Source organism: Pacificispira sp., assembly GCF_965228185.1.
Lineage (GTDB): Bacteria > Pseudomonadota > Alphaproteobacteria > UBA8366 > Aestuariispiraceae > Pacificispira.
The window spans coordinates 70,699-84,414 of sequence record NZ_CBDDHE010000002.1; the positions used below are offsets into that span (position 1 = coordinate 70,699).

Annotated in this window: 14 protein-coding genes; 8 read left to right on the forward strand and 6 right to left on the reverse strand. The window is 64.0% G+C overall.

The genetic code is table 11. The annotated features are described in order from the left end of the window. The first annotated feature begins 12 nt into the window (after positions 1–12). From ACO06O_RS00415 to ACO06O_RS00425, 3 genes are all read left to right on the forward strand, one after another. Positions 13–399 (forward strand): ArsR/SmtB family transcription factor, encoded by a 387-nt coding sequence (locus ACO06O_RS00415; RefSeq protein WP_421875148.1) that lies wholly within the window; start codon positions 13–15, stop codon positions 397–399. After that, a complete protein-coding gene (locus tag ACO06O_RS00420; RefSeq protein WP_421875150.1) occupies positions 360–695 on the forward strand; it encodes a hypothetical protein in 336 nt (111 codons plus the stop codon). Before ACO06O_RS00415 ends, ACO06O_RS00420 begins: the two co-directional genes overlap by 40 nt. Positions 696–794: 99 nt before the next feature. Then, on the forward strand, positions 795–2,015 hold the full coding sequence (locus ACO06O_RS00425) for a pyridoxal-phosphate-dependent aminotransferase family protein (RefSeq protein ID WP_421875152.1): 1,221 nt from the start codon (positions 795–797) through the stop codon (positions 2,013–2,015). Positions 2,016–2,043: 28 nt separating this feature from the next. On the opposite strand, the gene ACO06O_RS00430 is transcribed toward ACO06O_RS00425, so the two are convergent. From ACO06O_RS00430 to ACO06O_RS00440, 3 genes are all read right to left on the reverse strand, one after another. Beyond that, a complete protein-coding gene (locus ACO06O_RS00430; protein ID WP_421875154.1) occupies positions 2,044–2,667 on the reverse strand; it encodes a glutathione S-transferase family protein in 624 nt (207 codons plus the stop codon). A gap of 237 nt (positions 2,668–2,904) precedes the next feature. Next, positions 2,905–3,360, reverse strand: coding sequence for a gamma carbonic anhydrase family protein (locus ACO06O_RS00435; RefSeq protein WP_421875156.1), 456 nt, complete (start codon positions 3,358–3,360; stop codon positions 2,905–2,907). Between the two features lie 89 nt (positions 3,361–3,449). Further along, entirely contained in the window at positions 3,450–4,658 is a 1,209-nt protein-coding gene (locus ACO06O_RS00440; protein WP_421875158.1) for a D-alanyl-D-alanine carboxypeptidase, read from the reverse strand. Positions 4,659–4,965: 307 nt separating this feature from the next. Between ACO06O_RS00440 and ACO06O_RS00445 the strand changes: the two genes are divergently transcribed. From ACO06O_RS00445 to ACO06O_RS00460, 4 genes are all read left to right on the forward strand, one after another. After that, positions 4,966–6,429 (forward strand): FAD-binding oxidoreductase, encoded by a 1,464-nt coding sequence (locus ACO06O_RS00445; RefSeq protein WP_421875160.1) that lies wholly within the window; start codon positions 4,966–4,968, stop codon positions 6,427–6,429. Positions 6,430–6,441: 12 nt separating this feature from the next. Beyond that, on the forward strand, positions 6,442–8,229 hold the full coding sequence (locus tag ACO06O_RS00450; protein ID WP_421875162.1) for an acyl-CoA dehydrogenase: 1,788 nt from the start codon (positions 6,442–6,444) through the stop codon (positions 8,227–8,229). 269 nt (positions 8,230–8,498) lie between these two features. Next, the gene (locus tag ACO06O_RS00455) at positions 8,499–8,894 is read left to right on the forward strand and encodes a hypothetical protein (RefSeq protein WP_421875164.1); all 396 of its coding nucleotides are present in this window, start codon (positions 8,499–8,501) and stop codon (positions 8,892–8,894) included. 98 nt (positions 8,895–8,992) lie between these two features. Beyond that, on the forward strand, positions 8,993–10,750 hold the full coding sequence (locus tag ACO06O_RS00460) for a phosphoenolpyruvate hydrolase family protein (protein ID WP_421875166.1): 1,758 nt from the start codon (positions 8,993–8,995) through the stop codon (positions 10,748–10,750). Here ACO06O_RS00460 and ACO06O_RS00465 read toward each other — a convergent pair. The 3 genes from ACO06O_RS00465 to ACO06O_RS00475 all read right to left on the reverse strand — a co-directional run bounded on the left by ACO06O_RS00465 (position 10,747) and on the right by ACO06O_RS00475 (position 12,675). After that, entirely contained in the window at positions 10,747–11,436 is a 690-nt protein-coding gene (locus ACO06O_RS00465) for a hypothetical protein (RefSeq protein WP_421875168.1), read from the reverse strand. The two genes, ACO06O_RS00460 and ACO06O_RS00465, sit on opposite strands and share 4 nt — an antisense overlap. A 58-nt stretch (positions 11,437–11,494) precedes the next feature. Next, the gene (locus ACO06O_RS00470) at positions 11,495–12,178 is read right to left on the reverse strand and encodes a FadR/GntR family transcriptional regulator (RefSeq protein WP_421875170.1); all 684 of its coding nucleotides are present in this window, start codon (positions 12,176–12,178) and stop codon (positions 11,495–11,497) included. A gap of 143 nt (positions 12,179–12,321) precedes the next feature. Next, a complete protein-coding gene (locus ACO06O_RS00475; RefSeq protein WP_421875172.1) occupies positions 12,322–12,675 on the reverse strand; it encodes a hypothetical protein in 354 nt (117 codons plus the stop codon). 27 nt (positions 12,676–12,702) lie between these two features. Between ACO06O_RS00475 and ACO06O_RS00480 the strand changes: the two genes are divergently transcribed. After that, a complete protein-coding gene (locus ACO06O_RS00480; RefSeq protein WP_421875174.1) occupies positions 12,703–13,713 on the forward strand; it encodes a branched-chain amino acid ABC transporter permease in 1,011 nt (336 codons plus the stop codon). Positions 13,714–13,716: the final 3 nt, after the last annotated feature.

The window sequence follows — 13,716 nt, forward strand, 5'->3', positions numbered from 1 at the left end:
TAGCATCGAAGTATGAAAGAAGGCCCCGACATAGCCCTGATCGCGTCCCTGATCGGCGATCCCGCCCGCGCCAACATGCTGACCGCCATGATGGACGGGAAGGCTTATACCGCCACCGAGCTGGCGGCCGAGGCCGGGATCACCCAGCAGACCGCCAGTACGCATCTGAAGAAATTGGAAACCGGTGGCCTTATTCTGCAGCGCAAGCAGGGCCGCCATCGGTATTTCGCCCTGTCCGACGATCAGGTCGGCAATCTACTGGAATCCATGATGGGACTGGCGGCGGCTCGGGACATGTCCGCACCCGTACCGGCCCGAAAGATCCGGCCCTGCGCCGGGCGCGCGTCTGTTACGACCACATGGCCGGTGAACTGGCTGTGTCGCTGCTGGACAGCCTGATCGGGCGGGAGCTTATTGTTTCCGAAGGCGAAGATTTGTCGCTGACCGATTCGGGTGGCGCTTATTTCAGCCGGCTCGGAATCGACCTGGACAGCCTGAACACCAGCCGCCGCCCCGTCTGCAAATCCTGCCTGGATTGGAGCATGCGCCGCAGTCACCTGGCCGGCGGACTGGGTAAGGCGGTGCTGGACCATACCTATGCCGCCGGATGGGCCCGCCGGGTCGACGGCACGCGTATCGTCGAGTTCACCCGCACCGGCGAGACCGCGTTCCGAAAAGCCTTCGACCTGATCTGACACTCCAATAGACCTGACGCCCCGTATTGACGCAGCCCGGCGTTAGGGTACCTATATCCGCAATCAAAAATTTGATCATACAAATCGGAGGACGGCCCAATGGCGTCTGATCGCGGGGTTCAATTTCTGCTCAGTCCGGGCCCGACGCCCATTCCGGATCGCATCCTCCGGGCCATGCACCGTCAATCGGTGGACTTCTCCGGCCCCGATTTCATTGCCCTGTGCGACGAAGTCTTCCGGGATGTGAAAGAGATTTTCCGGACCAAGGGGGTCGTTCACCTCTATACCGCGAATGGCCACGGCGCCTGGGAAGCCGCCCTGACCAACGTCCTGTCGCCGGGCGACGCTGTCCTGATCCCGGAAGTCGGCGTCTTCTCCGAAGCCTGGCGCAGCATGGCCGAGGCCCTGGGCCTGAAATGCGAGACGGTGCCGAACGACTGGCGTCATGCCATCGACCCCAATCAGCTGGAAGAAAAGCTGCGGGCCGATACAGATCGGAAAATCAAGGCTGTGCTGTTCGTCCATGTCGACACGGCGACCAGTCTGAAGAGCGACGTTCCGGCAGCCCGCGCGGCCATCGACGCCGCCGGGCACCCTGCCCTGTTCTGCGTCGACACCATCGCCTCCCTGGGCACGACGCATTTCCCGATGGACGACTGGGGCGTCGACATCACCGTCGCCGCCTCTCAGAAGGGCCTGATGATGCCTCCCGGCCTCGCCATGGTCGCCGCCAATGACAAGGCAATGCGCATCGGCAAGGAAACCACGATGCCGCGCCGCTACTGGGATTGGCAGGAGCGGACCGCAGGAGAGCACTATCAACGTTTCTGTGGCACCGCGCCGGAACATCACATTTTCGGCCTGCGCGAAGCCCTGAACATGATCGCCGAAGAGACCCTGGACGGGGTCGTCGCCCGCCATGCGCGCCTCGCGCGGACCGTGCGCGCGGCGGTCGGCCGCTGGTGCGAAGGCGGTGCGCTGCAGTTCAACGCCGTGGACCCGGATCAACGTGCGGATTCCGTCACCTCGATCCTGATGCCCGAAGGCATGGACGCCGAGGCCGTACGCGCGACCGGCCGCGAGATGAACCTGCATATCGGTTCCGGCATCGGCCCCTTCCGGGGGCGCGCCTTCCGCATCGGCCATATGGGCGATATCAACGAACCGATGATCCTGGGCTCGCTGGCCGCCATCGAAACCGTGCTGCGCCGCCACGGCATACCGCTGGGCAACGGCGCCATGGATGCCGCCATCGCCGAGCTGAGCGCCGCCAACAACGACGCCACTCTGGCCGACAGGTCCATCAAGGCAGCGGAATAGGCGCTCGGCTCCCTGTGCCTTTCGCGCCTTACGGCCCGCCCCGTACGCCGAACCGGTTAAAGCCCGGCATCGCGGACAACCGCTCATAATAGGCATCGACATGCGGGCGGTGTTCGTGCGCCAGCGGTATCGACCGCCATCGGTGAATGGAGAGACCGATGGGGATGTCGGCGAGCGTAAAACACGGTCCGGCAACAAACCCGCCTGTTCCCTGTAACGCCCTTTCGACCACACTGACCATCTGATTGAAGGTGCGCATCGACATCTGAATCGCGGCCTCGTCATCATATCCTGGGCGTTTTCGAACGGTGGCCAGGAAGGCGTAGCGCCAAGAATTATTGAAGTCGGAGGCCTGCCAATCCATCCACATGTCGATCCGCGCGCGGGCGCCAGGTTCCGTCGGCCAGAGGCTGTCGCAACCGTGTTTTGTGGCCAGATACCGAAGAATGGCATTGGATTCGGCGATAACGACATCGCCGTCTTCAATAACAGGCACCATCCCGAATGGCGTGAGAGACTGGAAGGAAGGTTCATCGATCGGCGGGCCGCCGCCGCCGCGTTCGATTAGTTCGTAGGCGAGACCAATCTCGGCACACGCCCAAAGCACCTTCCGCACATTGATCGACGCGGCGTAGCCATGCAGCCTAAGCATATGGAAGAACCTTCCCCTTCTCCGCTGCCCATGTGCCGTTCCCGAAGCAGCGTTTGGGGCGGCTTGGCGCCTTGTTCATGATGTTTCTCACAACGTTTGGTCGCCTACATGCGAGCGTACGAGCCTGCGGCCGTAGCGTGGCATCACGTCAGGCATGAAACTTTCGCCCTCAGCCGGGCGCCCTACATTGAACACCGTTCCGGGAAAGTCGAGCGTCCGCTGTACCGCCCAGATCTGCTAGTGCGCTTCAGGGGGAAATATTTGCGCCGGCGCGCCGACCGCCACCCAGCCGATCGGGACCGTGGCGTCGAGTGGTAGACTGGAATTGACGTGAACCACGCCATTCACGCGTACTTCCGCGCGAGTGCCCACAGTCGCACGGTTGAATATCGCCGCGCCGGTGGCGATGAACGCCTCGCTCCCGATGTCACAACCGCTGAGATAGGCGCGCGGCCCGATCAGTACATTGTCGCCGATCTGCAGCGGCGCGCCCTGAACGCCGCGCAATACGGCGGTTTCCATGATCACGACATTGTTGCCAATGCGCACGGGTCCGCTTTCGGCAACAATGACCGCGCCAGAACCGACAGAGCAATTCTCCCCGATCTCGACATCGCCGCAGACAATTGCCCCCGGGACCACACGAGCGCTTGGGTGAAAGCGGGGCGCCTTGCCATCATGAGAGAGAATCACCTGAGGGGTCCTTCCAATTCCGTGGCACGCACGCCGACAGGGCAGTGCGGACCGCCGCAGATATTGTGCGCGCAGTTTCGGCCCGGAACCTAAGGTGACACCAAAAGGCCGCGCACCGCGTCGTCCACGGCCTGTCGGGCGGCGCGGTCCCACGCTTTTGCCGCCGCCTCCGCCTGTGGAGTCGCCATGATTGGATCATAGGCGGCGCGCAGGACCGGGTCGTGGGCATAGGCGGCAATTGCCATCAACCCAAGGCGCGGATGCAGGGCATATCCTGCGAGACCGACGCCGTAATGCATCGTTCCGGTCTTTGCCCAGACGGCCAGCGCCGTCGGCGGGCCGGTCAGGCGGTTGCGCAAGCCGCCGTCCCACCCGGCGGGGGTCAGAATCGCAGGCAGTAGCGCCTCCCCGACCGGCCTGGCCGCCTCCCGCGCCAGCAGCTGCGCCATAGACCGGGCGGTGACACGGGAGCGGTCGCTCAACCCGGAGAAATTTTCCAGGTCGATCGCCGTCAAATCGGGATGCGCGCCGGCAAGCCAACGATCGGGACTTTCCGACACGGTTCCGAACCGCCCCAGCATCTCCGCCATCAAATTGCTCGAGGTCCACAGCATCTCGCGGATCAAAGCGGAGACCGGACGGCTACTGTGCCGCGCCAGTTCGCGCCCGCATGTCTCGCTGCCGGGGGTCGGTTGCGGCAGGACGATGCCAATCCCATGCGCATAGTGTTGAAACAGATCGGCGGCCTGACGCGGCGGGTCGGGATGAGCGAACCATCCCTCGCCTTCGGCGGCAGGCGGTGGAGACCCCGCCGGAGTGGTCCAGGCGCGCGTGCCCGTTGCGCCGCCGCGATACGCGCCCTCGGCAACGATCAATCCGGCAAGCACGGGATTATAGGCCGCCTCCGCCGGTTGGTCCGGATTGATGGGTCCGCCCGTGCGCGCCGGGGCATATCGGAACCCGGTCGCGCCGCGCAATCCCGGCCCCGCCGACAGCGCGAGCGCCAGCAGATCTTCGACATCCAGCGACGGATCGCCGCCGCCGATCAAGGTAACCGTGTCCTCCGCCCGGCACACCCGTGTGACGAAGCGGTGATCCAGCCCTGCCCCATCGGCGAGCGCGATCGCCGTTACCAGCTTGGCGGTCGACGCGGGCAGTACCGACCGGTCCGCGTCGGCCTCGTGCATCGTCTCCCCCGTCTCCACGACGATTGCCGCCACGGATACGGATATCTCGGGAACCGCCGGACCGGCGGCGCAGCCGGCGAGCAACAGGGCGAGGATCGGCAGGAAACGCATGGCGAAACGCTAGAGGGATAGGCGCTAAAATGGAAGCGCCTGAGACGCCGTCTTCGGTTTCCTGGCTAGGAGCGGCGCGCGTGGCGATGCGGGGCATCGGAAGCGTGCCGCGACGCGGTCCAGGGAGCCGAATACGGCGCCGAAGGTCGGCATGGCGGGCCGTCGGTGTCGTCGCGACGGCCCGCCATGCCGATCTCAGGTGATCCCATTTTAACGCCTACCCCTCTCACGCCTTATCCCGCCGCTTGAAAGCACGGGACAACGCGTCCGCTTGCCTGCCCCGCAAGCGCAGTCTAAATCTGAGGCCATGACGGAGATGCCCTACACACCGACACCGGAGGAGCAGGACGCCCTGCGCCGGATTCGCGACCGACTAGGCCCGAAGGGCTGGGTCGACGATCCTGAGACGCTGGCCCCGTGGCTGATCGATTCCCGCAACGTTTATGAAGGCCGATGCCTGGGCATGGCCAAACCGGCGACCACGCAGGAAGTCTCCGACATCCTCGCCATCGCCTATGAGGCGGGCATTCAGATCGTCCCCCAGGGCGGCAACACCAGCCGCGTCGGCGGCGCGACGCCGGATCCGAGCGGCCGGCAGTTGCTGATTAATCTGGGCCGGATGAACGCGGTGCGCGATATCGACGCCGCCAATTACACGATGACGGTGGAGGCCGGCTGCATCCTGAAGGACCTGCAGGACAAGGCGGAATCAGCCGACCGGCTGTTTCCGCTGAGCCTGGGCGCCGAAGGATCGTGTCAGATCGGCGGCAACCTCGCCTCCAATGCGGGCGGGATCAACGTTCTGCGTTACGGCAATGCCCGCGACCTTGTCCTGGGTCTGGAAGCGGTGCTGCCCGACGGCCGCGTCTGGAACGGCCTGCGGCGGCTGCGCAAGGACAATACCGGCTACGATCTGAAGCAGTTGTTCCTGGGGTCGGAAGGCACGCTGTGCATTATCACCGCGGCGGTGCTGAAACTGTTCCCGTTGCCAAAGGAACGCGCGGCGGCCCTGGTCGCCCTATCGGATCTGGACGCGGCGGTGACCTTGCTGGAACAGGCCCGCACGGCCAGCGCCGACGCGCTGATGTCCTTCGAACTGATGCCCGGCTTCGCCCTGGATTGGGCGGAACGCCATGTCGAGGGCGCCAAACAGCCTTTCGACACGACCTATGACTGGACCGTGCTGTTGGAAATCGGCGGCACCCGCGCCGACGGATCGGCCGGCCAGGCGCTGGAAGGGTTGCTGGAACGCGCCTATGAGGACGGCCATATCGTCGATGCGGTCCTGCCCCAGTCGGAGGAGCAGCGCAGCCAGATCTGGTTCCTGCGCGAGGCCATTGTCGACGCCCAGGTGCGGGAAGGCGCGCAGGTGAAACACGATGTCTCCGTCCCGGTCAGCCGCGTGCCCGACTTCATTCGTCAGGCGAATGCCGCCGTGATCGAGATGATGCCGGGCATACGCCCCTACCCGTTCGGTCATGTCGGCGACGGCAACATCCATTATAACCTGTCCCAACCGGTCGACATGGCCGCCGCCGATTTCGCGACGCATCGTGAGGCGCTGCAGCGGCGCGTGCACGATGTGGCCCTGTCGCTGGACGGATCGATCTCGGCCGAACACGGCATCGGCCTGTCGAAACGCGAAGAGATGTTACGGTGTAAATCGGACGTCGAATTGGAAACCATGCGCGCCCTCAAGAACCTGTTCGATCCGAAAGGATTGATGAATCCGGGCAAGACCATTCCGGCGGCGCGGGCGGAGACAAAGTAGGGGGAGATCCCGATGAGCGCTTACACGGCCCCAGTGCGGGATATGCAGTTCGTCCTGAAGGATATGGGCGTTCTGGAACAAGTGATGCAGCTTCCCGGCTGCGAAGAGATTACGCCCGACCTGGTCGACGCCATTCTGGACGAGGCCGCGAAATTCGCGGCGGAACAACTGGCCCCGATCAACCATTCCGGCGACCGTCAGGGCGCGCGTTACGAGAACGGTGTCGTACGTGTGCCGGACGGTTTCGGCGAAGCCTATAAGGCCTTTGTCGACGGCGGCTGGAACGCGGTTCCTTTCGAGGCGGAGTTCGGCGGCCAGGAACTGCCCTGGACGGTGTCGACCGCAATTGCCGAGATGTGGCAATCCGCCAATCTGGCCTGGGCGCTGTGCCCGTTGCTGAACCAGGGCGCGGTGGAAGCGCTGCAAGCCCATGGGTCGCCGGCACAGAAGGAAACCTATCTGCCGAAGATGGTGTCCGGGGAATGGTCCGGGACCATGAACCTGACCGAACCGCAGGCCGGGTCGGACCTGTCGCAGGTGAAGACCAAGGCGGAGCGGCGCGGCGACCATTACCGCATTCGCGGCAGCAAGATCTTTATCACCTATGGCGAACACGAGATGGCGGAGAACATCATCCATCTCGTCCTCGCCCGCTGCGAAGACGCTCCGGCGGGAACGCGGGGCATTTCGTTGTTCATCGTGCCGAAATATCTGCCGAAGGACGACGGCACGCCGGGTGAACGGAATGACCTGCGCTGCGTCTCGATCGAGCATAAGCTGGGCATCATGGGGTCGCCGACCTGCGTCATGTCCTATGGCGACAATGACGGGGCGATCGGTTATCTGGTCGGCGAAGAAAACCGCGGCCTGGAATACATGTTCACCATGATGAACAACGCTCGGCTGGCTGTCGGGCTGCAGGGCCTCAGCATCGTCGAACGCGCCTATCAGCAGGCGCGCGGCTATGCGCTGGACCGCAAGCAGGGGCGCGCCGGCGACAAGGCCCTGGCCCCCATCGTCGATCACGCCGATGTGCGCCGCATGCTGATGACGATGCGCAGCCATGCCGAAGCAATGCGCGGCCTGGTGCTGGAAGCCATGGTCGCCTTGGATCAGCAGAAGCGGCACCCGGACGAGTCCTGGCGCAAATGGGGCGAACGCCGCGTCGGCCTGCTGACGCCGGTCATCAAGGGCTGGTTCACGGATATGGCCGTCGAATTGTCGTCGATGGGCGTTCAAGTCCATGGCGGGATGGGTTTCATCGAGGAAACCGGCGCCGCCCAGCATTTCCGCGACAGCCGCATCCTGCCGATCTATGAAGGCACCAACGGCATTCAGGCTCTGGACCTCGTCGGACGCAAGCTGTTGCGGGACGAAGGCAGGGCGGCCGGGGAGTATCTGGACGAGTTGCATGTCCAGATCACCGGATTGAACAGTGTCGAGGGCGACGACATGGCGGCGATTCGCAAGCGCTTCGCCAAGGCGGTCGACGTTTTGGAAGACGCAACGGAATGGCTGTTGGAGAACGCCGCGAACGACCCGGATGTCGCGGGCGGCACCGCCGCCTATTATCTGCGCGCCTTCGGGATCACCGCCGGCGGAGCGTCCCTGGCCCAGGCCGCCCGGATTGCGATCGAAAAGCTGGAGACCGACCCCCAGGCGGACCGGGATTTCCTGCGCGCCAAGATCGCCACCGCGCGGTTCTATGCCGACAATGTCCTGACGCAGGTACCGGGCCTCGCGAAGTCCATGGAGAACGGCTGGGAAACCCTGCGCGCGATTCCCGACGAGGCACTCTGACCGGTCCGAAAATTTTATCGCGGCGATCTGGCGGAAGCGCGCTTCGCACCACATGTGATTGGGGACAGCGAATTCTCGCTGCCGGCGGTTCGTGAGAACCGACCCTTCTCTGCTCTGGGTCGCGTCGGAAAACTCCGCGCGGGCGATATGAGTAGCGCGACGATCTTCCTCCGCTTAGTGGCGGATTGGCGGCCTTTGGCGCCGCCGTTCTGGGCATGTTCGTCGCATCGCCGCCGAACGGCGCTCCGAGCCTCCATCGGAGACATTCCATGACTGATTTGCTGATGGCCGCGGCCCTGCTCTGCGGCGGGCTCGCTTTCGCCTGGATTTGGTTGCGTCTTCAACCGGCCAACGGCGCCCCGGTTTCCGAATGGGCGGAAATGGGCACGATCCTGTTCGGCGTTCTGTTGACGGGAATGGTGTCGATCGGCACGGCCTATTCGTTCAGCGGCGCCCTTGCGTTCGGCCTGGACGGGTGGCAAGGCAATGCCTTGCAGGCAAGCGTGTTCGTCCTTCCGGTAGTTTGGCTGGTTCTACTGGGCCGGATCGTCCGATTCTTCGACCATGATGCGGTGCCTGAGACCCCGACCGCGCCGGTGAACGACAATCGCAACCCGGCACGCGATCAGACCGCCCGCCGCCCGGCGCGCCGCAAGGCCGCCTAGGCGAACCGCGCGTGCCCTTCATGGAACGACCGTCGGGTTTCCATTTGGGCGAATACCGCTTTAGTCTGCTCCCGGACCAGCCGGACCGGGAGCCCGCCTTGACCGCCGCGACACGTATCAGGATCGCCGAATCCGACACCCCTTTCCTGATCGGGGCGGCCATCGGATCGGGCAGTACCGGCCTGGCGGCGGCGCGCGGCGGGGCAGACTTCCTGCTGGCCATCAATGCCGGCCGGTTGCGCAGCATGGGCGCGCCGTCCATCGCATGTATGCTGCCGATCTTCGACGCGACGAGCCTGACGGAGGCCTTCGCACGCGACGAGTTGCTGCCGCAATGCGATATTCCGGTTCTGCTGGGTGTCGATGTCTGGGGCGGCGCGCTGGATCCCGCCCGACGTGCCTCGGAAATCGCAGCGGCTGGCTTTGCCGGGGCGGTCAATTTCCCAAGCTGCATGCATTATCCCCGTCCCATGCAGCAGCTTCTCAGCCGCACCGGGCGCGGCATCGAACGGGAAGTGGCGCAGTTGCGCGCGGTTCAGGACGCCGGGCTGACCTCCATGTTCTACTGCGCCACCCGTACCCAGGCCCGTCTCGCGGCGGATGCCGGCATCGACATGGTCTGCTTGAATTTGGGGTGGAATGTGGGCGGGGCCGTCGGCCATCGGCGCCGCGCCTCCATCGAGGAAGTCGCGACGGCCGTCCGGGAAATCGGGCGCCTGATCAAACGGATTAACCCCCGCATCCGATTTCTGTTGGAAGGCGGCCCCATCGCCACCGCGGAGGACCTGGGCCAATTGCTGCGCCTGGCCCCCATCGACGGTTATGTCGGCGGGTCGACATTTGAAAGGATGCCGCTTGAGGCCTCCGTCGCGGATCAGATCGACCGGTTCCGGCATGCCGGAAGGCGAATCGAAACCCTGAATGACGAAAGCGCCGGACTGCTGGCCTGGGGGCGGCGTTTCGGCCTGACCGGCCGCGCCAAGGCACAGCTTGCCTATCTGGAACGCCTGCGCCCGCTGTCGTCGGTATCGGCACCGGTACTGATCCATATCGGCCAGGGTCAGGACCCGATGCCCACGCTGCGCGCCTTGGCTTCCCGAACGGCCGGGACGCCGGTGCTGTTTCAGATCGATCTGGCGGGGGAAGACTTTCCAGCCCGCGCCAGGGCGATGATGTTCGGCCATGCCGATCCGGCGACCCGCCGCCGTGCTGCGTTGGGCGATCCGGAAATCGACCTTCTTATCATTCACGCCCCGGAGCGGCTGCCGAACGGGGCACAGCGTCGACTGGCCAGGGCGCTTTCGGACGGCGTTTTCCGCGCGACGGGCCAAAGACGGCCCAATTCGGTCGCGCCCCGCGTCGCCCTGGTGCGTGACGGGGCCCACGCCGACAGCCGCGATTCCGACGCGCTGGATGGTCTGGACCCGGCCCTCAGCACTCTCTTCGCCGGCACCGTTCTGCGACCGCCGCCCTTGGCGGCCCGGATCGACGATCTGATGGGACTGATCGAGGGACTATCCGAAGACCGGTTGGGGCGGCCGCTGCATCGCGAAGCCTTCTCCGCGGACGCGATGCAGGCCTTGGAGGCCCATCCCTGGCCCGGCAACGAGGCGGAACTCCAATCGGTTCTGGGCCAATTGCGTCATCCCGGCAGCGGCCAGCCGATTCAACGCGCCGAGCTGGTGCCGCTGCTGCGCGGAAACGCCGACCGACCGACCACCGGCCGCAGCGAAAAGGACCGGATTGTCGACGCGCTGTGGCGGCATGGATTCAGTCGCGGCAAGACCGCCGAGGCACTCGGGATTTCACGCAAGACGCTCTACAACAAAATCCGGAAATTCGGGCTGGCCGACTAATCACTGGAGTTGGCGGCGCGAGGCCGGACAAGAAGCCCGTCCACGCCTTCGGGCCAGAGACCGGGATGCGACGCCTCGGTCTCGTCGCCGAGCCCCAGTATCGGTCCATGCCATGCCGTTTCGGATAGGGCGGCACGGATATCCTGAATCGCCGCGCCGCGCTGTCGGGAAGACGGGAAACCGACGGCAAAGTCGGACACGCGGGGCAGAACGATCAGGCATTCCACCCCCATTTCCGCGACACGGCATGCCCCGGCGCCGTCGGTCGCAACCGCCGCAACCCGAAGCCCCGCCGCACGCAGGGCACCCAGCCGCTTCAACTCGCCGCCGAGATCCAGCCCGACATCTTCCAATTGTTGCGCAAATTCCGGCTCCTGTTGCGCCACGCTGGGCAGGTTCGCGACCCAATCGATCCCTGCGGCACGGCAAGCCTCCACCACGGGGCCGATACGCAGAAACGGATTGGCCAGAAAAAGGCCCAGCGCCACACCGGGCTCCGTCAATCGCCCCACCACCTGCGGCAAAGCAAGTTCCGCGGCTTGGGAATCACGGTTGGGCAGCAACAGACCGACCTCCGCCGGCAAACCGTCGGCGATCAGCATCGGTACCGGCGTGGCCAATGCCCGGAAAGCATCCGGAAAGGCAGCGGCATCCCGCCAAGTCACCGTCCAAATGAGGTGGGGCAAACTTCTTCTCTACACCAGTTTCTACCCAATATTACCCATAAATGAATAGGTTTGGCTATTACCCTTCCAGAAGGGCGCGCCGGACCTCTTCCAGATGCAGCATCATTGCCTCGCGGGCGGCCTTCGGGGAACGGCGGCGGACGGCATCGATGATGGCCGCGTGCTGCGCGACATAGCGGGCTTTCAACTCGCTGGAATAGGCGTTCCGTTTCGCGGCCAGCCAATCGGCATTGTCCCGCATCGACCGCAACATCTCGTCGATTCGTTGAACAAGCTGGTTATGAGTCATGGCGAATATCAACTGGTGGATCTCGGCGTCATAACGTTCGAACTCCTCCATGACGCTGGTATCCTCGGACGCCGCCTGGGCCTTCATCAGCAATTCGATATCGGCATCCGTAGCGTTCGCGGCGGCTGCGGCCGCGGCGGCGGGCTCAATCATCATCCTTGCTTCGATCAAGTCGCGCGGACTGATGTCCGCCGGGACAACTCCCAAGGCGGCGGCCAGGGCGGCATTCTCACCGGATGAGGTGTTGGTCACGAAGGTGCCCCGACCAACCTGTCGGGTGATATGACCATCGGTTTCCAACGAATCCATCGCCCGTCGCACGGTGTTCCGAGCGACACCGAACCTCTCCGCCAGATCCCGTTCCGTCGGGAACCGGCCATCCGGACCGAAGGCGCCGGATTCGATGTCCCGGCGCAGAAGTTCGCTGATCCTTGTCGAAACCGTATTGCGCACGCGTTTCCCCTTAACCGCTCTTACCTTCGCAGGATAGGCTCAATTGGATCAAAAATACAAGATGTTGGTTTCCATTGGTACAAATCAATTGACATAGGATCTATTGGTACATCACAATCACATCAATTGGTTCATTTAATGGATCAAAAAAATGCTGCTTCGGTACAGAAAGCAGCTCGGAACATCGGTTTCCTTGCCGTTGAGCCGGAATAAGACAGGGAGTTGAAGCGCGTGTTCTCCTTAGCATTCCCGGTTTTCCTGAACCGGTCGGGCAATCGCATGGATGCATGCGAGTCCGATGAATCAAAATTATTGCCCCCTTTGTTACCCATTTTTTCCCAAAGTTTTTGGAATCTTCGTTGCAGCGATTTCAAGAGACGATCAAGCTTGTCCTCAACCGCCGGATACAGGCGGCGCGATGAAACATCGCAATTGAGAGCCACCAGGGGCGCAAGCGCGCCAACCCGGTCGGCCAAATGGGAGGAAACGGATCGCATGTCGCACCGAACCGGTGAGCGACTGCTATGAGGCAGTTCGTCGAACGTCATACCTTCTGGGCGATCGTGATCTTCCTGATCGCGGCGGCCTTCCTGTGGATGATCTTTTCGGTCTGGCCGGATTGGCTGGAAGACGCGATCGGCCGCAAGAAGACCTTCGTGAACACCTTTTTGAACGGCATTACGCTGGGCGGCCTATACTTTCTGGTGGCCAGCGGGTTCACCCTGGTCTTCGGCCTGATGCGCAACGTGAATCTGGCCCATGGGTCGATGTACTTGCTGGGCGCCTATATCGGCTATGAGGTCGCCGAGGCGAGCGGCTCCTGGTTCCTGGGTCTGGCCGTCGCCTTCCTGGCCATCGCCGCCAGCGGCATCCTGTTGCAGGTTCTGATCTTCCGCCGCATGGAAGGCGACGATCTGCGCCAGACCCTTGTTACCATAGGCATCTCCATCATTGCCGCCGATCTGATGCTGGCGGTCTGGACCGGGACGACCTATCAGTTCGCGCCGCCGGAATGGCTGTTCGGTGCGGCCACCCTGCCCGTCGTCTCGACCCTTAAATCCTCCGGCGATGCCGTCTTCATCAAGTATCCCGTCTACCGGCTTGCGGTGCTGGCGGTTGCGGTGGCGGTCGGCATTGCACTCTGGCTGTTCCTCAACCGCACCCGGATCGGCATGATGATCCGGGCTGGCGTGAACGATCGCGAGATGCTGGCCGCGTCCGGCGTGAACGTGCAGTTGGTCTTTGCCCTGGTTTTCGCCATCGGCGCCGGGCTGGCCGGGTTCGCCGGCGTCATCGGGGGGACGGCGCTGTCCATCGCGCCCGGCGAGGATATCCGCTATCTGCTGGCCTCGCTGATCGTCGTCATCGTCGGCGGGCTGGGTTCCGTTACCGGCGCGGCCATCGGCGCGCTGCTGATCGGTCTCGCGGAACAGTTCGGCCTCGCCTATTTCCCGACCTACGGCGTCGTCCTGACCTTCCTGATCATGGTCGTCACCCTGGCGGTGCGTCCGCAAGGCATCATGGGGGGACGCTGAGGC